Genomic DNA, 24,009 nt, shown 5'->3' with positions numbered 1-24,009 from the left:
CGGCCGGCCGGAGCGGGAGGGTGGCCGAACCGCCTGAGGTGGTCGCCCGGGCCGGCGACCGCCTGCGACGGTTCAGGATCGATTCACTCGAGCTCGGGCGTGCGCGGGGGAGTGGTGCGGCGCGGCCGCAGCGCCTCGAAAGCGGCAGCCCAGGCGAGCAGGTCGGGGTCGCTGTACGCGCGCCCGGCGATCGTCAGGCCCACCGGCATCCCGATGTCGGCCATCGTCCCCATCGGCACCGTGACCGTGGGGATCCCGAGGTGCCGGATCGCGAGGTTCCCGTTGGCGACCCACACGCCGTTGCGCCAGCCGAGATCGGCGGATGCCTCGTTCGCGTCCATGTCGGCGGGGCCGACGTCGGCGACCGCGGGGAAGATCACGGCGTCGAGTCCGAGGATCGACATCCAGTCCTCGAGGTCGATGCGCCGCGTCTCCTCGAGGCCGCGGACGCCGTCGGCGATCTCGGGGATGTCGGCGAACGAGGCGTACGGGTGCTCGTGCACCTGGGCCGGATACGTCGCGATGTCGTCGTCGAAGCCGGTGTAGCGGTCGGGCAGCGCGCCGTCAGGGTGGGGGAAGATCGTCGCGCCGTCGACGTCGTCGAGCCGGTCCAGCGTCGGGTCGCCGTTCGCGCGCAGGAAGTCGTCCCACGCCCACGCCGACAGATCGACGATCTCGCGCTGGAGGAACGCCTCGGTCACGAGCCCGCGCGTGATGATCGTCGGCGCGCCCGGTCGGTCGCCCTCGTAATTCGTGACGACGGGAAAGTCGACCTCCACGACCTCCGCGCCCGCGGCCTCGAGGTCCATGCGGGCCTTCTCCCACAGCGCGAGCACCGAAGGCCGCGTCTCGACACGGGTGCCGGTCGGCCCGCCGATGCCGCCGTCCGGGTTCGTCCCGGCCTCGGCGTCGGCGTTGATGTACATCCGCGGCACGCCGAATCGGCGCCCTGCCAGGGTCGCGGCGGCGGCGTCGGCATCGGCCGACGCGAGCGCCGGGTAAGACGCGGGCCGCAGGGCCGAGGCATCCGGGATCGCGATCCAGGGCTGTGCGCGCCAGAAGTCGCCGCGGGTCTCGGGGTCGTCGGCGACCATCACGTCGAGGATCTCCAGCAGGTCCGCCATGGTGCGGGTGTGCGGCACGACGACGTCCATCGTGGGCACGAGCGGCCAGTTGCCGCGCACCGAGATCACGCCGCGCGACGGCGTGTACGCGCACAGCGCGTTGTTCGAGGCCGGCGCGCGGCCGCTCGACCAGGTCTCTTCGCCCAGCCCGAAGGCCGCGAGCGAGGCCGCCGTCGCCGTGCCCGAGCCGTTGGACGACCCCGACCCGAACGCCGAGGTCAGATACTCGGCGTTGTAGGGGCTCTCGGCGCGGCCGTAGACGCCGCGCTGCATGCCGCCGTTCGCCATCGGGGGCATGTTGGTCAGCCCGATCAGCACCGCGCCGGCCTCGCGCAGCCGCTCGATCGAGAACGCGTCGCGCTGCGCGACGAGGTCGGCGAACGCGGGCGACCCCGCCGCGACCGTGAGCCCCTTCGCCATGAACGAGTCCTTGGCCGTGTACGGAATGCCGTCGAGCGGCCCGAGGGCGCGGCCTTCGGCGCGACGGAGATCGGATGCTGCCGCCTCGCCCCGCGCGTCGGGATTGCGCACGATCACCGCGTTGAGGGCGGTGGCCGTGCCCGGTGCGTCGTACGCGTCGATCCGGGCCAGGTACGCGTCGACGAGTTCGACGCTGGTCACGGCGCCGGACTCCAGGGCCTCGCGGAGCTCGGCGATCGTCTTCTCGACGACGGGGAACATCAGGCCTCCTCCCGTCGGGCACAGAATCGGAGGGTTTCAGCGACACGCCGGTTCGCGGCATCCGCTCCCCGGCGCGCCGTCGAAAACCTCCGATTCTGTGCGCGACCGCGGGTCATCGGGCCACCGCCTTCGGCTGCTGCTGGGTGATGCAGTGGATGCCGCCGCCGCCCGCGAAGATCTGGCGCGCGTCGACCGTCACCGCGCGGCGCCCCGGGTACGCGGCCTCGAGGATGTCGCGGGCCTGCGCGTCGGCGCGCTCCTCGCCGAAGCCGCACGCGATGATCCCACCGTTCACGACGAGGTGGTTGACGTAGCTGTAATCGACGAACCCCTCGTGATCCCGCAGGGTCTCGGGGGCGGGCAGGTCGATGATCTCGAAGGGTCGGCCCGCAGCATCCGTCTCCGCCGAAAGGAAGTCACGTAGATCCCGCGACACTTCGAAGTCGGGGTGCTCGGGGTTCTGCTGCGCGTGCAGCAGCACGCGGCCGGGGGTCGGGATCGTGGCGACGATGTCGACGTGGCCGTTCGTGCCGAACTCGTCGTAGTCGCGGGTGAGGCCGCGGGGGAGCCACACGACCTTCGTCGCGCCGATCGTGCGGTGGAGTTCCGCCTCGACGCGGGCCCGGTCGGCGAACCGGTTGCGCCGTGGGTCGAGCTGCACGGTCTCGGTGACGAGCACCGTGCCCTCGCCGTCGACGTGGATGCCGCCGCCCTCGTTGACGAGCAGCGAGCTCACGACCTCGGCGTCGACCAGGTCCGCGGTGAAGCGGGCGTGCTGTGCGGCCTTCTCCCACGAGGCCCACTGCGGCGCGCCCCAGCCGTTGAAGATCCAGTCCACGGCGCCGAGCGCGCCGGGGCGCTCGTCGTCGACGACGAACGTCGGGCCGTGGTCGCGGAACCAGAACTCGTCGACCGGCGTCTCGACGATGTCGATGGCGGAGTCCAGCATGCGCCGCGCGCGGTCCGCCTTCGACGGGTCGACGAGCATCGTCACCGGCTCGAACGCGGCGACGGCGTTCGCCACCGCGCTCCAGGCGCCGTAGAAGCGCTCCTGCTCGCCGGGGTCGTCGCCGAGCGTCGGCCCCTCGTTCGGGAACGCCATCCACGTGCGCTCGTGCGGATCGCCCTCGTGCGGCATCCTCCAGGCCATCGTCGCCCCTTCGTTCGGCGTTGTCGCGGCGGCGGTCGATGCGCCTCGCGAAGTAATTGATCTAGCGATCAATAGGAAAGATACCTATGCTGGCGAGACCATGTCAAGCACATCGTCGCGGCCCCGCACCCGCAAGGCCCCCGCCGAACGCGCCGCCGAGATCATCGCGGCGGCGACCGCGATCGCCCGCGAGCAGGGTCTCAGCGCCCTCACGCTGCGCGCCGTGGCGGAGCGGGCGGGGGTCGCGTCCGGCCTCGTCGCCCACTACCAGCCGTCGATGGACGACCTCGTCGCGCGCGTGTACGCCGACCTCGTCGACGAGGAGGTGCGCGACGTCGAGCGGGTCGTCGGCGCCGTCGCCGATCCGGCCGCCCGGCTCGGCGCCCTCATCGACACCCTCATGGACGGCGAGCGCGAGGAGCTCACCGTGGTGTGGGTCGAGGGGTGGGCGATGGCCCGCCGCAACGACGCCCTCGCGCACGCCGTGCGCGCACAGATGACGCGCTGGCAGACGCTCGTCGAGTCGATCATCGAGGACGGCTGCCACACCGGCGCCTTCTCGACGACAGAGCCCGGTGAGGTGGCCTGGGAGCTCATCGGCATGATCGACGGACTCAATGCGCAGTCCCTCGCCCGCGGCACCGACACGACGCGCTTCGCCGCCCGCACCGCCCGCGCGGCGGAGGCCCTCGTCGGCGCCCGCCCGGGATCGCTGCTGGCGCGCTCCTGACCCTGGACGGCGTGCGCGAGCGCTGGGAGGGTTGACCCGTGGGCGAGCTCGACGATCCGGTGGTGGTGGAGTTCCCGCTGCGCGGCGAGGGATGGATGGCGGTCACGACGCCGGCCGCCCGCATCCCGAGCCACGGCGTCGACATGCTCGGCCAACGCTACGCATACGACTTCGTCAAGGTGGACGATCGTCCCGGCGTGCACGTGCATCCGTCCTCGACGTTCACCGCATCGACCGTGGGCGGGCGCGCCGACGAGTGCTACGCGTGGAACGCAGAGATTTACGCGCCGTTGGACGGCGAGGTGGTCGCGGCATCCGACGGAATCCCTGAGCGGCGATGGATCAATCCCTTCCGCGAGATCGCGCGCATGCTCTGGAACGGGATCACGTTCCGGCCCGAGAGGATGCCCGAGATCCTCGGCAACCACGTGATCCTGCGCGCCGGCGATGTCTACGCAGGCTTCGCGCACCTGCGGCCAGGGACGGTGGCCGTGCAGGCGGGCGATCAGGTGAGCGCCGGAGACGTGATCGGCCGCGTCGGGCACACCGGCAACTCGACGTCGCCGCACCTGCATTTCCAGCTGATGGACACCCCCGACCTGATGAGCGCCAAGGGCATTCCGTGCGCATTCGCCGCCTACGACGTGCGCGCCGACGACGGTTCGTGGACGCGTGTCGAGCGCGGGATCCCGGGCTCACGTGAGCGGATCCGCTCGGTCTCCGCCGTCGTCTTGGGGTAGCACTACCTCGCCGTGGGCGGACGTGCAACCCCCCTCCCGCCGTACGCCGGGCGACCTACCTTCGGGACAGGAAGGAGGGCGAAGATGAGCAAGCCCTATGACGGACCCATGGACGACGAGGCCGAGGGCGACAGCGTCCTGGACGGCGTGGTCGACGACGTGATCGCCGGTGAGGATGACCGACCACTCGACCCGGACCTCGACGACGGCCGGCAGAACAGCGCGGCCGCCGACGAGCGCGCCGCGACCGAGGGCACCCTCGACGTCGACGACCGTCCGTGACGCCCCGCACAAGACGAGCGCCCCGCGCGGCGGAGCAGGGCCAGGATGGAACCATGAGCGCGATCCCCTCCGTGACCTTGAACGACGGCGCCTGGTTCCCCGAACTGGGCCTCGGCACCTACGACCTGCGCGGCGAGGAGGGGATCGAGGCCATCGTCGCCGCGATCGACTCCGGCTACCGCCTGCTCGACACCGCGGTCAACTACGAGAACGAGCGCGAGGTCGGCGAGGCCGTGCGCCGCACCGACGTCGACCGCGGCAAGCTGCTCGTCGCCTCGAAGATCCCGGGTCGCCATCACGGGCGCCGGGAGGCGCTCGACAGCATCAAGGGCTCGCTCGACCTGCTGGGCCTGGACCGCATCGACCTGCAGCTGATCCACTGGCCGAACCCCAGCGTCGGGAAGTACGTCGACACGTGGCGCGGCCTGATCGAAGCGCGTGAGCAGGGCCTCGTGCGCTCGATCGGCGTCTCGAACTTCACCGAAGAGCAGCTCACCGAGCTCATCGAGGAGACGGGCGTCGTGCCCGCCGTCAACCAGGTGGAGCTGCACCCGTACTTCCCGCAGGACGAGCTGCGCGCATTCCACGCGACGCACGGCATCCGCACCGAGAGCTGGAGCCCGCTCGCGAAGCGCAGCGAGCTGCTGACCGAGCAGATCCTCACGGAGCTCGCGACGGTCTACGACGTCACGCCGACGCAGATCGTGCTGCGCTGGCACACGCAGCTCGGCAGCACGCCGATCCCCAAGTCGGCAGACGCCGACCGCCAGCGCGAGAACGCCGACGTCTTCGGCTTCACCCTCACCGACGATCAGCTCGCGGCGGTCAGCGCCCTCGAGCGCGGTCGCCTGTGGGACGGCGACCCGAACACCCACGAGGAGATGTGACACGGATGCTGCGACCCGGCGCACTGCGCGGGGCCGCAGCATCCACCTCCGCGGAATCGCGAAAGGGTGGATTTCGGCACCATCGCGTGCGGAACTCTACCCTCTCGCGATTCCAGATGGACCTGTTCAGGCGTCGGGGAGGGCGTCGAGCCACTCGGTGAAGGTCTGGGTGCCGCGCAGCGCTTCGGGACCGGGAAGCAGCGCGCCCGACCGGAGGGCTCGGCCGAGGGCGCCGGGGGTGTTCACCACGGGGACCGGCGCGCGGTGGCCGATCGCGTGGGCGTAGCGGTGCACCATGTCGGCGAGGCTCTCCTCCTGCGGTCCGGCGAGGTCGGTGGTGCGTCCGGCCGGACCCTGTTCGGCGAGGTCGACGAGGTGCGCGGCGACCTCGTGCACCGCGACCGGCTGCACCCGCCCGGACGGAGCGACGTGGGCGCCGGCGTGGCCCCGGTGGTACATCATCGCCGCGTACTCGTGGAACTGGGTCGTGCGCAGGATCGTCCACGGTACGTCACCGCCGGCGACCAGGCGCTCCTGCACCAGCTTCCCGGCGTAGTAGCCGTCGGGCGCCGCCTCGGCGCCGACGATGGTCAGTACCAGGTGGTGCGCGACGCCCGCCGCGCGCTCGGCTGCGAGCAGGCGCTTCGTGGCGCCGGCGAAGAACATCACCGACACGTCGGGCTTCGCGGTCGTCACGTTGGTGACGTCGATGAGCGCGTCGACCCCGTCGAGGGCACCTGCGAGGCCGGCGCCGCTCAGCAGCTCCACGCCCGTGCGGCGCGACAGGATGACGGCATCGTGGCCGCGATCGCGTGCGATCGCCGCGACGTGTCCGCCCGTCATGCCGGTGCCGCCGGCGATGGCGAGTCTCACGAGTCCTCCCGGTGCGTGTGACCCGAACCCCCGCTCAGCGTAGACCCGCGCGGTCCCGCCGCACGAGACGAGTGGCTCGGGTCAGCCGAGTTCGGCGAGCCATTCCGAGAAGGTCAGCGTGCCGAGCACCGCGCCCGGACCCGGCAGACCGAGCCCTTGCCGCATGCCCTTCATCTGACCGCCGGGCAGGCTCACCGAGGGGATCCAGCCGCCGTGGCCGGTGCGCCTCGCGTACGCCTTGATCATCTCGTCGAGGCGCTCCTCCCGCGGTCCGGCGAGGTCGGCGGCGCGTCCCTGCGGGGCGCCCGCGGCAAGCTCCGCGAGGTGTGCTCCCACCTCGCGCGCCGCGACCGGCTGCACCCTCCCGCGGGGCGCGACGTGAAGCGGGCCGAGCTTCGCGCGGTCGAACACCTGGCCCGCGAACTCGTGGAACTGCGTGGCACGCAGAATCGTCCACGGCACCGTGCCCGTCTCGACCACGCGCTCCTGCGCGAGCTTTCCCGCCAGGTAGTCGTGCGGGATCCGGTCGATCCCCACGATCGACAGCAGCACGACGTGCCCGACCCCCGCCCGGGCGGCACCCGCGACGAGATTGCCCGTCGCCGCCTCGAAGAACCGGGTGGCGACGTCGGCCGACACCGTCGTGACGTTCGCGGCGTCGATCACCGCGTCGACGCCGTCGAGCGCGGCGTCGAGTCCTGCGCCCGTGGTGAGATCGACGCCGGTGCGGCGACTGAGCACGACCGGGTCGTGCCCGTCCGCGCGCAGCGTCTCGACAGCCCGGCTTCCGACGACGCCCGTTCCTCCGGCGACCGCGATCCTCATGACCTCACTCCTCTCGTCCCCTGGTGGGGATCTCTCGACAGTCCGACGATGCAGCACGCGAGAATGTGAGCGCACGGCTCACATTCTCCTCGCGTGCGTCGTCGGACTGTCGAGAAGGGATCACGGATGCTGCCCACCGACGAGGTCGAGAGCGAACGCCGCGCCCTGCTCGGCCTCTGCTACCGCATGCTCGGCACGGTGGCCGACGCCGAGGACGCCGTGCAGGAGACGTACGTCCGATGGCTGCGGCTGTCGGACGAGGAGCGCGCGGCGATCCGCAACCCTGCCGCGTGGCTGACGCGGGTCGCCGGACGCGTGTGCCTCGACATGCTGGGCTCGGCGCGCGCCCGGCGCGAGCGCTACGTGGGGGAGTGGCTGCCTGAGCCCGTTCCGCAGGACTCGCCGCTCGCAGCATCCGTCCCCGTCGACCCGATCGAGCAGGTCACGCTCGACGATTCGGTCTCGATGGCCCTGCTCGTGCTGCTCGAGTCCCTCACGCCGGCGGAGCGCGTCGCATTCGTGCTGCACGACGTCTTCGGCGTGCCGTTCGCGGAGATCGCCGAGACCGTCGGGCGGAGTCCGGATGCCGTGCGCCAGCTCGCGTCGCAGGCTCGGCGGCGCGTGCGCGAGCATCGAGCGGGCTCGGCCTCGCGGGAACAGCACGACGCGGTCGCCCGCGCTTTCGCGGCGGCGGCGACCACCGGCGACCTCGACGCTCTCGTCAGCGTGCTCGATCCGGCCGTCGTGCTGCGCTCCGACGGTGGCGGACGCGTTTCGGCGGCGCTCCGTCCGGTACGCGGCGCCGACCGGGTGGGACGGTTCCTCCTGGGCCTGCCGCGCCTGCTGCCCGAGGCGGTGCTCGTCCCGGTCGAGACGCCCGACGGGCTCGGCTTCCTCGTCACGGTCCGAGACGAGCCCGATGCGCTGGTCGCACTCGAGGTGCGGGGCGCCCGGATCACCGACGTCTTCATCATGCGCAACCCCGACAAGCTCACCCAGTGGAGCTGACGGGGGCTCGCTCCGGCGCCGCCGACGCGTCGGTTAGCGTGGAGCCATGGCGACCCCATCGAACCCCACTCCCTTCGACTCGCTGACCGACTACATCGCCCTTCCCCGGGTCGAGGCGCTCGCCCTCTCGCCCGACGGCAAGACCGCGGTGCTGACCGTGGCGGCGCTCAAGAAGGACGGCACCGGCTTCGACCGGTCGCTCTGGGCGGTTCCGGCGACGGGCGGCGGCACGCCGCGACGACTGACGCGGTCGGCGAAGGGCGAGGCAGGCGCCGCGTTCACGGCGAACGGCGACATCCTGTTCGTCTCTGCCCGCCCCGACGCCGAGGGCGACGCCGACGACGAGTCGGGTCAGCTGTGGCTGCTGCCGGCCACCGGCGGCGAGGCCCGCCCGGTGACGCGGCTGGCGAGCGGGGTCGAAGGCATCGCGGCGACGGCCGACGCCTCTCCACGGCTCGTGATCGCGGCTTCCCTTCTCCCCGGTGCGGAGACCCTCGAGAGCGAGGCGGCGCTGCGCGCCAAGCGCAAGGAGAAGAAGGTGTCGGCGATCCTCCACGACACCTACCCGGTGCGCTACTGGGACCACGACCTCGGCCCCGCCGAGCCCCACCTGCTGGCGATCGACATCGACGACCTCGAAGACACGATCGCGGCCGCGGTGGCGGATGCTGCGGTGGAGGCTGCGTCGGAAGCGGATGCTGCGACCCCCGGCACGGACGCCGAGGCCGCAGCATCCGTCTCCGAAGAGAAGCCGTACCCGCCGACCCTGCCGCGTCCGCGCGACCTCACGCCGAAGCCGGTGCGCTCGCTCGACCACGCGGAAGCCGCGCTCACTCCCGACGGGTCGACCCTCGTCGTGTCGCTCGAGCAGCGCGAGCAGCGCGCCGGACGCCGCGTCATCGTCGCGATCGACACGGAGACGGGCGAGCGCACGACGCTGTTCGACGAGGTCGATGTGGACTACGAGATGCCGGCGATCAGCCACGACGGCACGCGCATCGCGTACCTGCGCACCGTCAAGAGCACCCCCGCCGCGCCCACGGACTACGAGATCTGGGTGGCGGACATCGACGGCGGCGGCGCGCGCCGTGTGGCCGCCGAGTGGGACCGGTGGGCCTCGTCGCTGATGTTCGCGGCCGACGACGCGGCGCTCATCGCGACCGCCGACGACGATGGGCGGGGGCCGGTGTTCCGCGTGCCGCTCGACTCAGGTGCGCCGGCGAAGCTCACCGACGACGACTTCGCCTACTCGAACGTGGTGGTCGACCGCGGCACGGGAGAGATCGTCGCGCTGCGTTCGTCGTGGGTCGTGCCGCCGCACCCCGTCCGCATCGCACGCGACGGCGTCGTCACCCCGCTCACGACCCCGGCGCCGGCACCGGCTGCACCCGGCTCGATCACCGAGGTCGAGGCGACCGCGGAGGACGGCGCGCGGGTGCGCGGCTGGCTGCTGCTGCCCGAGGGCGCGTCGGCGGACGCCCCGGCGCCGCTGCTGCTGTGGATCCACGGCGGTCCGCTCAACAGCTGGAACGCGTGGAGCTGGCGCTGGGCGCCGCTGCTCGCGGTGGCTCGCGGGTACGCCGTGCTGCTGCCGGACCCCGCCCTGTCGACCGGTTACGGCCTCGACTTCATCGCGCGCGGCTGGAACAGCTGGGGCGGCAAGCCGTACACCGACCTGCTCTCGATCACCGACGCGGCCCTGGCGCGCGACGACATCGACGAGACCCGGACCGCCGCGATGGGCGGGTCGTTCGGCGGCTACATGGCCAACTGGGTCGCCGGCCACACCGACCGCTTCCGGGCGATCGTCACGCACGCGAGCCTCTGGGCGCTCGACCAGTTCTCGGGCACGACCGACAGCTCGGAGTACTGGCAGCGGATCTTCACCCCCGAGGCGATGGTCGAGCACTCGCCGCACCAGTTCGTACGCGACATCCGCACGCCGCTGCTCGTGATCCACGGCGACAAGGATTACCGCGTGCCGATCGGCGAGGGACTGCGACTGTGGTCGGAGCTCGCCGAGCACCACGCCGACGCGGACGGCCGCATGCCGCACCGCTTCCTGTACTTCCCCGACGAGAACCACTGGGTGCTGAAGCCCCAGCATGCCGTCGTCTGGTACGAGACGGTGTTCGCGTTCCTCGGTGAGCACGTGCTCGGCGCCGAGCCGTCGCGCTACGAGCTGCTCGGCTAGCGCGCGCACACAGAATCGGAGATCTCGCGCGGCACGCCGGGGGACGGATGCTACCGCCCGGCGGGTCGGGCGGATCCTCCGATTCTGTGCCCGCGGCTCAGGTCGCGTGCCGGACTTCGCAGTCGCTTCCCGGCGACAGGATCGCCTCGTGGCCGTCGTCGTAGCGGACCACCAGCAGCGGGTTCTCCGCGCTACCCCGGACCTCGATGACCTCACCCGCGCGCTCCACGGCACCGACGACGCGGCCGTGGATGATCACGCGATCGCCGACGCTCGCTTGCATGGCGGACCACCTCCTGGCGCTCACGATACGACGCGGCGACGGCGAGGGGTAGAGGGCGGACGCGCTCCGGTCAGAGCTGGGCGCCGTCGTCGTCGCGGTTCTCGAGCCCGACGTTGCGCCCGCGCCACGACTCGTACGCCATGAGCCAGCCGATCGACACGGCCGCGGCGAGCACGACGCCCAGCAGCACGTTGCCCCAGATGAGTCCGAAGACGATCCCCAGCGTGAACATGAGGGCCGTGCCGAGCGCCCAGCCCGAGTGCCCGCGCGTCCAGCCCTTCCGCGTCGTGGTCATGCCGCCAGCCTAGGGCTGCCGCGGGGCGGTCGGAACGCCGGCCTGAGCCGTGCGGGCGTGCCCCCGGCGACCGCGCCCACACACGCTTGAAGTTGTGGACGCGGGCGGCCATCATGTCTTCCAACGCAGTCCGACGCCGGACACGCCGGGTCGGGTATCTCGTTCCAGGGGGGTTCTCCCGTGCCCGACCTCGCCCCGAGCGGATCGCCGTCCGCCGACCCGCTCTCGCAGCCGTTCACGCCGGGGATGCACGGCAACGCCCCCGAACTCGCCGAGCTCACCCGCAACGATGAGATCGTGCCGCAGGTCGTCATCCCGGTCGCGGACGTGAAGACGCGCGAGTTCGTCGAGGAATGGCACAACGCCTCGTACAACTGCTATTCATCGGGGCACAAGTTCTGCCGCGAGGTCTGTCCCGTCATGACCGAGACCCGCAACGAGTCGTGGACCCCGACGGCGTTCCACGCGAACGTCGTGGCGATGGAGCGCGGCGAGCTCACCATTGAAGACGTCGCCGCCGACTACGTCAACTGCACGCAGTGCGGTGCCTGCGAACTGCGGTGTCCCAACACCCTCTTCACCGGTGACTTCTACCGCTTCCGCACCCGCACCGTCGACGTCGTCAAGGCGGCGCGGGCGCTCGCGGTGGAGTCCGGCATCCACCAGCCGGGGTACCGAGCATGGAACGCGCGCACCGCGGAGCGCAGCCACGAGCCCGTGCTCGGCGAGGAGCCCGTCGGCCAGGACACCGTGCGCGACTGGGCCGACGGTCTCGACATCCCGATCGGGGGCGAGACCGTCCTGTTCGTGGACTGCGAGGCGGCGTTCTATCGCACGTCGGTGCCGCGCGCGGTCGCGCAGGTGCTGCAGAAGGCGGGCTACGAGTTCGGGCTCATGGGCGAGCAGTGGTGCTGCGGCGGCCCCGCCGCCGAGATGGGCTACCTCGACCAGGCTCGCGCGTTCGCCGAGCACAACCTCGCCTCGTGGCGGGCGACCGGCACGACCCGCATCCTCGTACTCGATCCGCACGACTACATCTCGTTCACCGAGGACTACCCGAAGTACTTCGGGGCCGAGTTCGACCTCGAGGTGGTGCTGGTCGTGGAACTGTTCGCCGAGCTCATCCGCGACGGCCGGCTGGTGCCCGACGTTCCCGTCGATCGCGCGATCACGTACCACGACCCCTGCCGGCTCAACAAGCGCAAGGGCATCTGGGAGGAGCCGCGCGAGATCCTCCGGGCGATTCCCGGGCTGCGATTCGAAGACGTCGACCGTGTCACGCAGTGGTCGTACTGCTCGGGCGCCGGAGGTGGGCTGGCGGTCGAGAAGCCGGAGCTCACGGCGGCGATCAGCGCCCGCCGCCTGGCCCACGCGGGCAACCTCGACGTCGACACGCTCGTGAGCGCGTGCCCGTGGTCGGAGCGGCCGCTCACCGAGGCCGGGGACGACGTCGACATCGACGTGCTCGACATCCACGAGCTGCTCGCCGCCTCGCTCGGCATCGACGTCGGTGGATCGCGCGGCGCGACCGGCGACCGAAGGCTCGCACGAGCGCGCACCGGCGCCCCAGGTCGCGCGCGCCGCAGCACGGGCATCGACCAGTCGGGCGGCACGGGGTCAGACCCCAGCGGGCTGGGCGACGGCTGACGGGAGCGTATCGATGACGATGACGATCGAGGACGTCGACACCGTCGTCCGCGCTCTGCGATCGGTGCTCGCCGAAAAGCAGATCCTCACGGGACGTGCCGACCGCTACAACCGCGCGCGGGTGCCGGCGCCCTTTCCCGTGCATCGCTGGGCGGAGCGCGTTCCCGACCTCGTCGTGCTCCCCACCTCGACCGAGCAGGTGGCCGCGATCGTGAAGATCGCGCACGACCTGCGCATACCAGTCGTGCCCCGCGACGGCGGCACCGGTCTCACCGACGGCGCGGTGCCGTTGCGGGGCGGCATCCTGGTCGACGTCAAGCGCATGAACCAGGTGCACGAGCTCGATCTCGTGAACCGCACGGTCACCGTCGGCACGGGCATCAACATGCTCAAGCTCAACGAATACCTCGCACCGTACGGGCTGTTCTACCCCGACAACCCCGCGTCGTACCCGTGCTCGCTCGTGGGCGGCCGCATCGGCACGAGCGGGTGGTCGCTCATCGGGTCGCGCTACGGTCACACCCGCGATCTCGTGCTCAGCTTCGACCACGTGCTGCCGACGGGCGAGATCCTGCACGTCGGCGACGGCATCGGGCACAAGGTGTCGAAATCGTCCAGCGGCTACCAGCTCAAGCACCTGTTCATGGGGCACCAGGGCACACTCGGGATCGCGACGCGCGCGACGCTCAAGCTCTTCCCGAAGCCCGAGGCCGAGCTCTCACCGTTCTGGGCCTTCGACGACTACGACGCCGCGTACGCGTGCACCGGGGCCCTCGCGCGCGCGGGCGTCGCGACGTTCGCCGGAGCGGTTCTGTTCGACGAGCACAAGGTCGCCTACCTGCGCCGCGACGACGAGGCGTACATCCCGCAGCCCGCTGATGTGCGGGCACTCGTGTGCGCAGTGATGTACGGCTGGGACGACGAGGTGCGCGCGGGAGGCAAGCGCCTGTTCCGCATCGCGAAGGACCACGGTGCGCGCTACCTCGGCGACGAGATCTCCGAGGGCGACTGGGCGGCGCGCCACGATCGTTACGCGACGCCGTTGCACGGCCGCACCAAGGACGGCCAGGTCGTGCCCATGAGCTGGCACTGCGAAGACGCCGCGATCAACTACTCCGCGCTGCCGCCGGTGACGAGGGCCTGGCACGAGATCGTCGCCGATCTGCGGCGTCGCACGGACGTCTTCGACGACTGGGGCATGTTCGCGTACACGCAGGGGAGCACCGGTGTCGACTATCTGACCGAGATCGACGTGGGCATCTGGGAGCAGCAGCTCGACGATCGGGCGTGGGCCATGTGGGTCGACGCGAAGCGCGCCATCGCTCGGGTCGCACTGGATCACGGCGGGTCGATCAGCGCGTGCCACGGGTCGTGCCGCGAGGGCGAAGTCGACCTCGTCCCCGAGGAGTTCGGCCGCGGGTTCGAGGTGATGCTCGACATCAAGCGCACTCTCGACCCGCACAACATCATGAACCCCGGAAAGTACCTGCTCGACCGGGCCTACGAGGGGGAGGGCTGACCCATGCCGTTCCGCTACGACGAGCAGATGCAGCCGCCCGAGCCCCGGCGGGTGTCCGATGTCGCGATCACGACGCACGAGCACATGTTCGAGGTCGACCCTCGCCTCATGGAGCGATGGGTGCTGCAGCAGTCCTTCCCGAACTGGGACTCGCTGCGCATCATGAACGCGCGGGGCGACCACCTCGCGTGGATGCACAAGCACTTCGCGTCGAGCGTCGTGGCGGGCTCGGAGCTGCTCGCCGAGGTCGACGCAGAGGACGCGGCCGGAGATGCCGCGGATCCGCATGCCGCGACCAGCGTGCTGTCGCCGGACTGAATTCCCGGCATCCGCCTCACCCGAAGGAGATCACCATGAAGTTCAGCTATGTCATGTTGCCCGACTATCCCCTGGACCAGTCGCTGCGTTCGATCGAACTCGCCGACGAGCTCGGCTTCCACGCCGTGTACGCCGCCGACGAGACGTGGCACAAGGACCTCTGGCTGCTGTTCGCGGCGGCCGCCGACAGGACGAAGAACGTGCGGTTCGGGCCGAGCGTCTCCGGCGTCGTGCTGCGTGAGCCGACGCTCATCGCGCAGGCCGCAGCGACCCTCGACGAGCTCACGAACGGGCGCGCCGAGGTGGTGATCGGAAGCGGCAACTTCGGTCTGCTCGCCCAGTACAAGATCGACTGGACCGGCACCAAGCCTCTCTCGCGGGTGCTCGAGGGTGCGAAGGTCATCCGCACGTTCCTCGACGACGGCGCGATCACGATGGACGGCGAGTTCTTCAGCTATGCGGGGCTGTTCACCTTCGCGCGTCCTGTGCAGGAGCGGATGCCGGTCAAGGTCGGCGCGATGCGCGGGCCGAAGTCGTTCGAAGCGAGCGCCGAGTTCTCGGACGGATGCCACCACGCCCTCAGCTACACGCGCGAGGCGTACGAGTACATGGTCGAACACTGCCGGATCGGCGCCGAGCGGGCGGGTAAGGCCGTCGAAGACCTCGACCTGGGGGCGTGGGTCGTGTTCTCGGTCGGCGAAGACTCGGCTGCGGCGAAAGAGGCCGCGCGCTCGATGGTGGGGCTCTACGCGTCGGCGATGCCGCCCGAGCAGCTGCGGCGCAACGGGGTCGACCCCGAGGAGCTCGCCCCGGCCATCGCCGCCCTCGGCGCCGGAGACCTCGGCGGCGCGATCGACCTCACCCCGCCCGAGCTCGCCGAGCGGCTCTCGATCGCCGGCACCCCGGAGGAGTGCGCCGAGAAGATCAAGCGCGAGATCGCCCCCGCCGGCATCAACCACATGATCCTCGCGATCACCGACGCCGCACTCGTCAAGGCGCTCATGGGCCGCGAAGTCGGGGGAGTTCCCGACGTCGACACGCAGCTGCGGCTCGTTCACGACCGGGTGATGCCGGCGTTCGCGTAGCCCGGGCCGTCGCGCAGATGCCAGGCGATGGCTGTCGATAGGTTGGAGGTCGACCCCACACGGAACGGATGCCATGACCCTCAACGTCAGCCCGCTCACCCTCGGCACCTCGCCTCTCGGCCGCGGCACCGAGCCCGGATCACCCGAAGAGGAGAGTGCCGTCGTCTTCGCGGAGCAGCTGTTCGACAGCAGCCACGCCTTCATCGACACCTCCAACAACTACGCCGGCGGGCGGTCCGAGGCGGTGCTGGGCATCGCAATCGCGCGGAAGGGAACGGATGCTGCGACCCGCGTCATCTCGAAGGTCGACGCCGATCCCGAGACCGGCGCCTTCGACCGTGACCGCGTCATGCGGTCGTTCGACGAGACGACCGCACGCCTGGGCGTCGACCGCCTCCCCCTGCTGCACCTGCACGACCCGTACACCGTCACCTTCGACGAGGCGATGGGTGGCGGTGGGGCAGTGGAGGGGCTCATCGAGCTGCGCGAATCGGGCCGTGTGGACGCAATCGGCGTGGCGGCGGGACCCATCGGGCTGATGGCCCGCTATGTCGGCACCGGAGTCTTCGACGCCGTGCTGATCCACAACCGGTTCACGGTCGTCGACCAGTCCGCTGCGCCGGTGTTCGCCGACGCGCACGAGCGTGGCATGACGGTGTTCAACGCCGCGCCGTTCGGGGCCGGGATCCTCGCCACCGGGACGCGCGAGGGAGCGATGTACGGCTATCGCCCGGCGACGCCCGAGCTGCAAGAGTGGGTGTCGCGCCTGGAGCGCGTCGCCGCGTCGTTCGGCGTCAGCCTGCCGGCGGTGGCGCTGCACTTCTCGCTCCGCTCGCCGGTGGTGGACTCGACCGTCGTCGGCATCTCGTCGGCGCAGCGTCTCACCCAGCTGGACGAACTCGCCGCCACGCCGATCCCGGACGACGTCTGGGCCGAGCTCGATGCGCTCGGCCCGGCGCCGTCGCCAGTCGACGACAGCGACTACGCCTGATCGCGTCCGACGAGGCCCGCGCGAGGGCGCAGACCCCGGCCTCTCGCCGGGGTCAGCGCACCGGGCTCACGCCTGCTGGGCGTTGACCGCGACCATCCAGTCGATGCCGAAGCGGTCGGTGAGCATGCCGAACTTGCCGCCCCACGGCGGCGTGTCGTAGGGCATCGTGATCGTGCCGCCGTCGGCGAGCTTGTCCCAGAACCCCTGCAGCGAGGCCTCGTCGTCACCGCTCACCGACACCGAGATGCCGGCCGGCTTCTCGTACTTCATCCCGGTGGGCGTGTCGGAGCCCATGAGCACGAATCCATCGGGGCTGGTGAGCTGCGCGTGCATCACGAGGTCGCTCTCGGAGGGGTCCTGCACCATCCCCTCGTACTGACCGAACGTCGAGATGTCGAGGTCGCCCCCGAACACGCTCTGATAGAAGGTCATCGCCTCACGGGCTTGGTTCTTGAAGGACAGATACGGGTTGAGGCTGGGCATGTCGAACTCCTGAAGTGGATGGTGGATGCCGCGCCCGGCCGCGTGGCGCGTCCCAGTGTCGTCGTGACCTCCGACATCCACAAGGGAGGTTCGGCGTCAGGCCTCCTTCGGCCCCTCCGCCGCCCACGCGATCGCGTCGTCGAGCGCGGACACCGCGAAGATGCGCAGCTCGCAGGGGAAGAGGAACGCGATCCCGTGGATCACCTCGCCGATCAGGCTGTGGTCGGTGACGAGCGCCATCCGCCCCCACACATGCGCGGGCTTGCCCTCGAGCTTCGCGTCCTGCCACAGCGCGCCGAGCGAATAGCGCTCGAACTCGTCGCCGAGGACGTAGACCAGGTTGACCTTGCGCCCTGCGTCGATCGCCGCGTCGATGGCCGGGTCGAGCGTGGTCTCGTAGTCGGATGCCTCGACGGCGCCGACGGCCCGGAATCCGATGACGCCGTCCGGGAGGCCATGAAGTGACTCGATCATGCGTCCATCCTGTCGGCGGACACCCGCACGACGGCGCGGACGCGCGGGGAGTCAGCGGTCGCGGTGGTCCTCGGGGTGCAGGCGCGCGCCGCGGCGCGGCTCGCGCACACCGCTCGCCCCGATGAGCCGGATGACACGCTGACGCTGACCCGGCCACGCTGCCAGGAGCCGCAGCATCCCATCGTCGTCCGTGCGGTGGCCCGCGAGCGCGTAGCCGACCTCGTGCGCCAGGTGATAGTCGCCGACGCTGACGGCGTTGGCATCGCCGAAGGCGCGGATGCGGGTCTCGGCCGAGGTCCACGGGCCGATGCCGGGCTGGCTGATCAGCACGCGGTCGACGGCCTCGCCGTCTTCGGCGGCCAGCACGGTGCGCACGATCGCATCGCCGCGGCGGGCCGCACGAACGACGGTCTTCGACTGCGGTGGTTCGAGCCCCGCGCGGTGCCACACCCACGACGGCACGTGCTGCCAGCCGTCGATCGTCGGCGGTGCGAACATCGGCGCCGGCGTCGGTCCGGGAGCACGCTCGCCGCACCAGGTGACGACCCGTCGCCACGCGCCGAACGCCTGCATGCCGGTGACCTTCTGCTCGAAGATCGCGCTCGCCAGCGCATCGAACACGAGATCGGTGCGCGACAGGCGCAGGCCGGGGTTGCGGTGATGGGTGTCGGCGATGAGCGGATGCTGCGACGCATCGAAGTCGCCGGCATCGTCGTCTGCACCGCACAGCGCGGGAAGCTGCGCGAGCGCCCAGTCACGGCCCGGACCCCAGGCCGCGCCGCGGATCACTCCCGGATGCGTCTCGCGGATCGCAAGGGTCGCGATGCCGGCCGGCGTCCGGCTCACGCGCCAGATCACCGTGCCCGAGACCGCCATCGTCGGGTCGCCGGCTCCGCGCCGCTGGGAGAGCACCGTTCGGCGCAGGTCGAGCGGATGCCGCGGCCGGTACTCCGTCTCGAGCGGGCGCCCGTGATCGGGCCGCGGATCGCGGGTCGTCGCTCGCGGACCGAAGCGCCCGGCATCCCTCGTCCGAGGCATGCGCGAGAGCGAGGTGGTCATGCCGCCCACCCTACGCCCCGCCCTCCGACATCGCCGCCGGAGCGGCAGGTATCAGAAGCGGTCGGGCGACGGGGTGCCGTGGCCGTAGCGGATGACGACGTCGGCGTGACGGTCGAAGCGGTAGCCGACGCCGCGCACGGTGCGGACGATGTCCTCGTAGCGGCCGAGCTTGGCGCGCAGGCGCCGGACGTGCACGTCGATCGTGCGCTCACCCGGCGCGTCGTCGTCGGTCGCTCCCTGCCAGAGGGAGGTCACGAGCTCGGTGCGCTCGATGGTGCGGCCTTCGCGAAGCACGAGGTACTGCAGCAGCTCGAACTCCTTGAACGTGAAGGCGGCCGACTCGCCGTCGATGAGCACGCGCTTGCGCGAGATGTCGACGACCACGCCGCCCGAAGCCGGCTCTTCCTCCTCGGGCTCCTCCTGCTTGGTACGCGCGACGGCCGACGGCTCGTGCAGTGCGAGGCGCACGACGTCGACGTCGCGCCCGCCCGAGCCGACCGGCGCGAGGGCGACGGTGGCGTAGGTCTCAGCGGACGGGGCCAGCTCGGCGAGCGTGCGGCGGAGGGCGTCGACGAGCACGCCGAGGTTCACGCCGGAGGCGGCGGCCTTGGCCTCGTCGATGCCGACGTAGAGGGCGAAGCCGCGCGGCGCCGTGCCGGCGGGGAGGGCGCGGCCGCCGGGCTGCGCGGGCTCGGGAGCCGGGGCGACGGGCGCCTCGACCGCGACCGGGTGGTTCACGGCCCGGAGGTGGCGGACGGGGGCGGCGGTGGCGGGACGGTCGAGGAGGGCGGTGGTCGACATGATGATGGTCCTTGCGGGAGGAACCCGGATGGCGGAGCCCGGGTTGGATGATGTGCTGCGGCCCTGGTCGTCGGTGGCGAGAAAGGCCGTAGGCCGGTGGAGGCCTGTGCCCGACGTTGGGCGGTGTGCGAAGCGGGTCCGGGTGCGCGTGATCGACGCACGAAACCGGTGCTTCGGGGGACTCCGTACGATCCGTGTTTCAGAAGCGGAGGAGGAGTCCGACGGGGGTCACCGTGCTAGTGGCACATTCGACAACACATGACAATGCGGCCGGCCATCATCATGCCGGCAGTCCTGTTCGCCTCCCGGGCGGACAGATACAGCGCGTTGTCAGTCATGAGCCCGATTATTACCGACTTTGTCCAAAAACGTCAAATCGCACGGGTTCTGGGCCCAGATCGTTTCGGAATATGACAGATTGCTCAGTCCCACGGGTTGTGACACCGAGTCCCACCTGAGCGATCGCTGCAACATGCCCCGAGACGCGTCCGGCCCCGCCGCTGCGGGCGTAGCCTGTCGGCGTGACCGAGCTCCGCTTCACGAAAGAGACCGACGCCTCGCGGTACACCCTGCATCGCGGCGACGACCTGGTGAGCGTGCTGGACTATCGCGACGACGGCCGCACCGTCGCCATGACGCGTGCCTACACGATCCCGACCTTCCGTGGGCACGGGTACGCCGGCGAGCTCGTCGAGCGCGCTGTGGACGAGCTCGAGCAGCGCGGCGATCGCAAGGTGATCCCGGTGTGCTGGTACGTCGCGGACTGGTTCGACGCGAACCCCTCGCGCCGCGGCATCCTGAACCAGCGTCCGTGACAGGAGCGCGCGCCGACACCGTCGGCGTGCCTTGTCAACCCCATGTCGCCACCCGTCGCACCGGCGGAGGCTGGGGGAGGACGAGAGGAGCACGCCATGGATCGCGATCGCGCGAAAAGCCAGGACCTGCCCGACGGCGTCGTGAACGCCGACCCGCCCGGCGGCTGGGAGCAGGTGGACGACACCGAGTCAAGGGAGCGCACCGCCGCGGTGACCGAGGCCGGCCTGCTGACGGATGCCGCCCTGCAGCCTGACGACCCCGTCGAAGGGGAGGCGGCCAGGCAGGGCGCCGATCCCGACCTTGCGACCGACACCGGAAGAGGGGAAGAACCGTGATGAGCACGACCGGCAACGAGTACGACCAGCCCGGGGTCAACTACCCCGACCGTGAGGACGCCGCGGGCGCGAGCGGAACGCCGGCGCCGGGTGAGCCGGTGCGAGACGAGGCTCCCGCAGCCCCGCCCACGATGGGCGAGCCGGCACCCGACGCGACGGATGCCGCATCTGCGACGGGCGATCCGGCTCAGGCCGACGCCGAGCCGGCGGTGCCGGCGGCGGCGCCACCGAGCCACGAAGCGGTAGGCATCGGGGTCGTGGACGACGGCACCGACCACCACGGTCAGGACGGCGCTCGCGAGACCCAGACCGCGAGCGAGGCGCAGCGCACACCCGGCGCCCTCGGGACGGAGCAGGAGCAGCGGCTGCCCGCGATGGCGCAGAACAACGCCTCCGACATCGACAAAGTCGCGGGGATCGTCGCGCAGACAAGTCAGGACGTCGGCGCGGAATCGTTCGAGCAGGTCGCGCACGTGCTGCGGCAGCGGCTCGAGCAGTCGGGCATCGAACTGCCGGAGAACGACATCGAGGAGCTCGCACGACAGGTGTGGGTCGGCGACACCGACGATCCGGCGCACCCGCGGCGCGGCGCGGCGGGCTGACACCGCGATTGCGTCATCGATGTGCGCGCGCCCGGCCCTAGGCTGGGCGCGTGCACATGGAGGCAGTGTTCACCGCCGTCGCCGTCGGATTCGAGGCGATCGGCGCCGCCGCCATGATCGTGGGCTTCGTGGTCGCGATCGTGCTCGGCGCCCGATCGCTCGCGCGTCACGAAGGCGGTCAGGCCGCGTTCACGACGTTGCGGACGACGCTCGGCGGCGCGATCCTCCTCGGACTCGAGGTGCTGGTGGCGGCGGACCTCATCCGCACGATCACCTCGAAGCCCTCGCTCGAGGACGCGGCCATCCTGGGGCTCATCGTCCTCATCCGCACCATCCTGTCGATCTCGATCCAGATAGAGATCGAGGGCACCCTCCCGTGGCGTCGTGCCTTGCTCCGCAGCGGCGGCCAGATCGTCGGCGACGCGGTGGCGAAGGATCGGGCGGCTCAGCAGGCCGTCGGCGCGGCGCGCGGACCCGCTCCCGAGGATCCGCGAACGCCCTGACCGCCGTAGCTACGCGACGGCGCAGACGGCGGGGTCGTGCTCCGAGGCGTGCAGCCCGATCGGCCGAGCCCACGACACGCGCTGGGGGCGCGCGGTCACGCGAGCCTGGTCAGGCGAGGCGACTGCGGCCTTGCGCTCGCGGATGGAGGCGAGGAGCGCGTGCTCGCGATCTCGCGACCAGGTGTCGTGGCGGTACTGCTGTTCGGCGGCGTATACAGCGAACATGGTTTCCTCCGTTGGTTCCGACAGTGTGAAACCTACGCGGGGGTTCCGACATTGCCGGATACGGCGGGGATGGCAGGATTCCGCCCCGACGCGGCAGTCGCGAGCAGTCCTCACTGAGGTCGGGCGAACTCGCGGATCAGTCGCGCGGCGGGTGCAGCATCCCGGATCATCGTCTCGTGACCGTGCCCGGCCACCTCGGCCAGCCGCCCGTCGGGCAGGGCATCCGCGACGCGGCGGCACCACGCCTGCGGCGTCACGAGGTCGTCCTCGCCGCGGAGCACCAGCGCGGGCACGCACACGCGCGGCAGCACGTCCTCGGGGCGATGCCTCAGCATCGCGCGGAACTTCGCGCGCAGCCGCGGCCCCGCACGGACGTACTCCCGCGCGCCGCGCGCGATCACCGCCGGGCTCTCGACGGCGATGTCGCGGAGGAGTCGCCACAGCTGACGCGGTGCCGTCCGGGCGGAGGGGTCGACGGTGGGTCCGATGAGCACGATGCGGTCCACGACGGCGGGGTGGCGCGCAGCGACCTCCAGTGCGACCTGTGCGCCCATCGAGTGGCCGATGACGACGGCGGGCGTGCGCACGCGAGCCCGGAGGTATGCGGCGACGAGGTCGGCGGTGCGTTCGATCGTCAGCACGCGCCGCGGTTCCGGAGCCTCGCCATAGCCGGGGAGGTCGAAGGCGACGACCTCACCGTCGCCGAGATGCCGTTCGAGGTCCGCGAAGACGCTTCGGCCCATGCCGACGCCGTGGATGAGCACGTACATGCGCTCGCCGCGGCCGCGCCGCTCGGCGACGAGCGTCGCGCCGGCGTGCGCGAATCTCTCGGCGTCCGCCATCAATCAGGCAGCGCCCGGCTGATCGCGAAGTCCCACCCTGTCGGGGATGTCGAACTGCACCCGGGGCAGCCAGGCCGACGGCTCGGGCCACGGACGGGACGCGGGAAGCGTCCGCAGCCGCGCGCGCAGCGCGGTGCCCGATGCCTCGACCGGAAGAACGCGCGACGGCGCGTGGTGCGCGAGCGCACCGAGCCACCAGTGACGCCACGTGCCCTCGATCGCCTCGGGGCCGGCGACGACGTAGTAGTCGGGCATGACCGCCTCACCCGACGCGAACAGCGTCAGGAGCGCACCGACCTCGGCCTCGAGCGACCCGAGCGTTGCGCGCTCCTCGAACAGCTCGACCCACGCCGATGCCACGTGCTCGAGCGGGTCGGCGTCGTGGACCACGTACGGCATCGAGACGGAGGCGACGAGGTGCGCGGCGACGGCCGGCTCGGCCTCGCGCAGCGAGAGCGCGACGAGCGCGGGAACGTCGGCGAGGCCGGTCAGGAGCTCGTCGCTGTCGGCTCCGACGAGCGCCACCACGGTCGATCGCGGAGCGGTGTCTGCGTTGTGCGCCATGTTCCACGATACGTCCGTCGGGACGCGGAAGGGAGGGCGCACCGCCGGAGGGCGGCCGGACCCGGGCTTGGGCGGCACCGGCGCGAAGTCACTCCGCGGTGAGCACCACGGTCGCGAGGTCCGCGCCGAAGGTGAAGCGCGCGTCGACCGTGCCGCCGCGGAGCACGCCCGGCAGCCACCGCGAGGCGTCGTCCCACATGCGCGCGTAGGGCACGGCGTCGAGGGCGTACCAGTGCGGCGTCATCCCGTCGCTCTCGACCGGTTCGCCCTGCCATCGCCGGCAGACGAACACCGTCGCCTGCTGCGACCACGCCCGCCGGGTGGGGAAGTGGTATTCGACAATGCCGGCGACATGGAGATCGGATGCCTCGACCCGCACGCCGACCTCCCGCCGGACCTCGCGCGCGGCGGCCTCGTCGGCGCCCTCGCCCGAGTCGACCCAGCCGCAGATGCCGACCACTTTCCCCTGGCCGGGGCCGGTGTGCTTGCGCCCCAGCAGCACCTCGACGCCGACCGGCCCGCGGCGCAGCAGAAACACCACGCAGACCTCGGGCAAGGACATGGCTCGAGGGTACGCGCCGCACCCGTCGCACCGGCGCGGAAACCCCGGTGGTTCGCGGGGTCGGCGGCCTGCCTCGCCGCCGATGTCAGGGGCCGAACGTACCGTGTTGAG

General features: G+C 71.4%; 29 protein-coding genes. 15 read left to right on the top strand and 14 right to left on the bottom strand.

The window, feature by feature from the left end; translation table 11 throughout:
• Nucleotides 1–83 precede the first annotated feature (83 nt).
• Together ACVN90_RS16420 and ACVN90_RS16415 are read right to left on the bottom strand one after the other, a co-directional pair.
• Entirely contained in the window at nt 84–1,805 is a 1,722-nt protein-coding gene (locus ACVN90_RS16420; RefSeq protein ID WP_475099268.1) for an amidase, read from the bottom strand.
• A 112-nt stretch (nt 1,806–1,917) separates the two neighbouring features.
• Entirely contained in the window at nt 1,918–2,955 is a 1,038-nt protein-coding gene (locus ACVN90_RS16415; protein ID WP_475099267.1) for an agmatine deiminase family protein, read from the bottom strand.
• Between the two features lie 100 nt (nt 2,956–3,055).
• On the opposite strand from ACVN90_RS16415, the gene ACVN90_RS16410 reads away from it, so the two are divergent.
• From ACVN90_RS16410 to ACVN90_RS16395, 4 genes are all read left to right on the top strand, one after another.
• Nucleotides 3,056–3,685 (top strand): TetR/AcrR family transcriptional regulator, encoded by a 630-nt coding sequence (locus ACVN90_RS16410; RefSeq protein ID WP_475099266.1) that lies wholly within the window; start codon nt 3,056–3,058, stop codon nt 3,683–3,685.
• 38 nt (nt 3,686–3,723) lie between these two features.
• Nucleotides 3,724–4,425 carry a M23 family metallopeptidase gene (locus ACVN90_RS16405; RefSeq protein WP_475099265.1) on the top strand — a complete coding sequence of 234 codons (702 nt, stop codon included), beginning with the start codon at nt 3,724–3,726 and terminating at the stop codon, nt 4,423–4,425.
• A gap of 84 nt (nt 4,426–4,509) precedes the next feature.
• Nucleotides 4,510–4,707, top strand: a complete 198-nt coding sequence (locus tag ACVN90_RS16400) for a hypothetical protein (RefSeq protein ID WP_475099264.1) — start codon at nt 4,510–4,512, stop codon at nt 4,705–4,707.
• Nucleotides 4,708–4,760: 53 nt separating this feature from the next.
• A complete protein-coding gene (locus tag ACVN90_RS16395) occupies nt 4,761–5,594 on the top strand; it encodes an aldo/keto reductase (protein WP_475099263.1) in 834 nt (277 codons plus the stop codon).
• A 126-nt stretch (nt 5,595–5,720) separates the two neighbouring features.
• On the opposite strand, the gene ACVN90_RS16390 is transcribed toward ACVN90_RS16395, so the two are convergent.
• On the bottom strand, nt 5,721–6,467 hold the full coding sequence (locus tag ACVN90_RS16390; protein ID WP_475099262.1) for an SDR family oxidoreductase: 747 nt from the start codon (nt 6,465–6,467) through the stop codon (nt 5,721–5,723).
• An 81-nt stretch (nt 6,468–6,548) separates the two neighbouring features.
• Nucleotides 6,549–7,292, bottom strand: a complete 744-nt coding sequence (locus tag ACVN90_RS16385; protein WP_475099261.1) for an SDR family oxidoreductase — start codon at nt 7,290–7,292, stop codon at nt 6,549–6,551.
• A 126-nt stretch (nt 7,293–7,418) separates the two neighbouring features.
• Between ACVN90_RS16385 and sigJ the strand changes: the two genes are divergently transcribed.
• The gene (gene sigJ / locus ACVN90_RS16380; protein ID WP_475099260.1) at nt 7,419–8,300 is read left to right on the top strand and encodes an RNA polymerase sigma factor SigJ; all 882 of its coding nucleotides are present in this window, start codon (nt 7,419–7,421) and stop codon (nt 8,298–8,300) included.
• 46 nt (nt 8,301–8,346) lie between these two features.
• A complete protein-coding gene (locus tag ACVN90_RS16375) occupies nt 8,347–10,494 on the top strand; it encodes a S9 family peptidase (RefSeq protein WP_475099259.1) in 2,148 nt (715 codons plus the stop codon).
• A 97-nt stretch (nt 10,495–10,591) separates the two neighbouring features.
• On the opposite strand, the gene ACVN90_RS16370 is transcribed toward ACVN90_RS16375, so the two are convergent.
• Both ACVN90_RS16370 and ACVN90_RS16365 read right to left on the bottom strand, forming a co-directional pair.
• Nucleotides 10,592–10,777: a DUF1918 domain-containing protein gene (locus ACVN90_RS16370; RefSeq protein ID WP_116195782.1), complete on the bottom strand. Its 186-nt coding sequence runs from the start codon at nt 10,775–10,777 to the stop codon at nt 10,592–10,594.
• 70 nt (nt 10,778–10,847) lie between these two features.
• On the bottom strand, nt 10,848–11,072 hold the full coding sequence (locus ACVN90_RS16365) for a hypothetical protein (RefSeq protein WP_374975526.1): 225 nt from the start codon (nt 11,070–11,072) through the stop codon (nt 10,848–10,850).
• Between the two features lie 180 nt (nt 11,073–11,252).
• On the opposite strand from ACVN90_RS16365, the gene ACVN90_RS16360 reads away from it, so the two are divergent.
• From ACVN90_RS16360 to ACVN90_RS16340, 5 genes are all read left to right on the top strand, one after another.
• Nucleotides 11,253–12,719, top strand: coding sequence for a (Fe-S)-binding protein (locus ACVN90_RS16360; protein ID WP_475099258.1), 1,467 nt, complete (start codon nt 11,253–11,255; stop codon nt 12,717–12,719).
• A 13-nt stretch (nt 12,720–12,732) separates the two neighbouring features.
• Nucleotides 12,733–14,238, top strand: a complete 1,506-nt coding sequence (locus ACVN90_RS16355) for an FAD-binding oxidoreductase (protein WP_475099257.1) — start codon at nt 12,733–12,735, stop codon at nt 14,236–14,238.
• Nucleotides 14,239–14,241: 3 nt separating this feature from the next.
• Entirely contained in the window at nt 14,242–14,556 is a 315-nt protein-coding gene (locus ACVN90_RS16350) for a hypothetical protein (protein WP_475099256.1), read from the top strand.
• A gap of 35 nt (nt 14,557–14,591) precedes the next feature.
• Nucleotides 14,592–15,641, top strand: a complete 1,050-nt coding sequence (locus ACVN90_RS16345) for an LLM class flavin-dependent oxidoreductase (RefSeq protein ID WP_475099255.1) — start codon at nt 14,592–14,594, stop codon at nt 15,639–15,641.
• Between the two features lie 73 nt (nt 15,642–15,714).
• Nucleotides 15,715–16,632, top strand: a complete 918-nt coding sequence (locus ACVN90_RS16340) for an aldo/keto reductase (protein WP_475099254.1) — start codon at nt 15,715–15,717, stop codon at nt 16,630–16,632.
• A 66-nt stretch (nt 16,633–16,698) separates the two neighbouring features.
• Here the strand turns inward: ACVN90_RS16340 and ACVN90_RS16335 are convergent, their stop codons facing one another.
• From ACVN90_RS16335 to ACVN90_RS16320, 4 genes are all read right to left on the bottom strand, one after another.
• Nucleotides 16,699–17,115, bottom strand: a complete 417-nt coding sequence (locus ACVN90_RS16335; protein WP_475099253.1) for a VOC family protein — start codon at nt 17,113–17,115, stop codon at nt 16,699–16,701.
• A 96-nt stretch (nt 17,116–17,211) separates the two neighbouring features.
• Nucleotides 17,212–17,589, bottom strand: a complete 378-nt coding sequence (locus ACVN90_RS16330; protein WP_475099252.1) for a SpoIIAA family protein — start codon at nt 17,587–17,589, stop codon at nt 17,212–17,214.
• Nucleotides 17,590–17,640: 51 nt separating this feature from the next.
• Complete coding sequence (locus tag ACVN90_RS16325) at nt 17,641–18,648, bottom strand: DNA-3-methyladenine glycosylase family protein (RefSeq protein ID WP_475099251.1); 1,008 nt, start codon at nt 18,646–18,648, stop codon at nt 17,641–17,643.
• A gap of 51 nt (nt 18,649–18,699) precedes the next feature.
• Nucleotides 18,700–19,449 (bottom strand): winged helix-turn-helix domain-containing protein, encoded by a 750-nt coding sequence (locus tag ACVN90_RS16320; RefSeq protein ID WP_475099250.1) that lies wholly within the window; start codon nt 19,447–19,449, stop codon nt 18,700–18,702.
• A 521-nt stretch (nt 19,450–19,970) separates the two neighbouring features.
• Here ACVN90_RS16320 and ACVN90_RS16315 point away from each other — a divergent pair.
• From ACVN90_RS16315 to ACVN90_RS16300, 4 genes are all read left to right on the top strand, one after another.
• Nucleotides 19,971–20,264, top strand: a complete 294-nt coding sequence (locus tag ACVN90_RS16315; protein WP_475099249.1) for a GNAT family N-acetyltransferase — start codon at nt 19,971–19,973, stop codon at nt 20,262–20,264.
• 96 nt (nt 20,265–20,360) lie between these two features.
• Complete coding sequence (locus tag ACVN90_RS16310; RefSeq protein WP_475099248.1) at nt 20,361–20,600, top strand: hypothetical protein; 240 nt, start codon at nt 20,361–20,363, stop codon at nt 20,598–20,600.
• A complete protein-coding gene (locus ACVN90_RS16305; protein ID WP_475099247.1) occupies nt 20,600–21,202 on the top strand; it encodes a hypothetical protein in 603 nt (200 codons plus the stop codon). The genes ACVN90_RS16310 and ACVN90_RS16305 overlap by 1 nt, the downstream gene beginning before the upstream one ends.
• A 56-nt stretch (nt 21,203–21,258) precedes the next feature.
• Nucleotides 21,259–21,705 carry a DUF1622 domain-containing protein gene (locus tag ACVN90_RS16300; RefSeq protein ID WP_475102145.1) on the top strand — a complete coding sequence of 149 codons (447 nt, stop codon included), beginning with the start codon at nt 21,259–21,261 and terminating at the stop codon, nt 21,703–21,705.
• 9 nt (nt 21,706–21,714) lie between these two features.
• Here the strand turns inward: ACVN90_RS16300 and ACVN90_RS16295 are convergent, their stop codons facing one another.
• The 4 genes from ACVN90_RS16295 to ACVN90_RS16280 form a co-directional block, all read right to left on the bottom strand.
• Nucleotides 21,715–21,930, bottom strand: coding sequence for a hypothetical protein (locus ACVN90_RS16295; protein ID WP_475099246.1), 216 nt, complete (start codon nt 21,928–21,930; stop codon nt 21,715–21,717).
• Nucleotides 21,931–22,040: 110 nt separating this feature from the next.
• Nucleotides 22,041–22,772 (bottom strand): alpha/beta fold hydrolase, encoded by a 732-nt coding sequence (locus ACVN90_RS16290; protein WP_475099245.1) that lies wholly within the window; start codon nt 22,770–22,772, stop codon nt 22,041–22,043.
• A gap of 3 nt (nt 22,773–22,775) precedes the next feature.
• The gene (locus ACVN90_RS16285) at nt 22,776–23,336 is read right to left on the bottom strand and encodes a hypothetical protein (protein ID WP_475099244.1); all 561 of its coding nucleotides are present in this window, start codon (nt 23,334–23,336) and stop codon (nt 22,776–22,778) included.
• 88 nt (nt 23,337–23,424) lie between these two features.
• Nucleotides 23,425–23,898, bottom strand: a complete 474-nt coding sequence (locus ACVN90_RS16280) for an 8-oxo-dGTP diphosphatase (RefSeq protein ID WP_475099243.1) — start codon at nt 23,896–23,898, stop codon at nt 23,425–23,427.
• Nucleotides 23,899–24,009 lie beyond the last annotated feature (111 nt).

The organism is Microbacterium sp. F01 (assembly GCF_056156365.1).
This window is presented reverse-complemented; position numbering and strand designations above follow the sequence as displayed.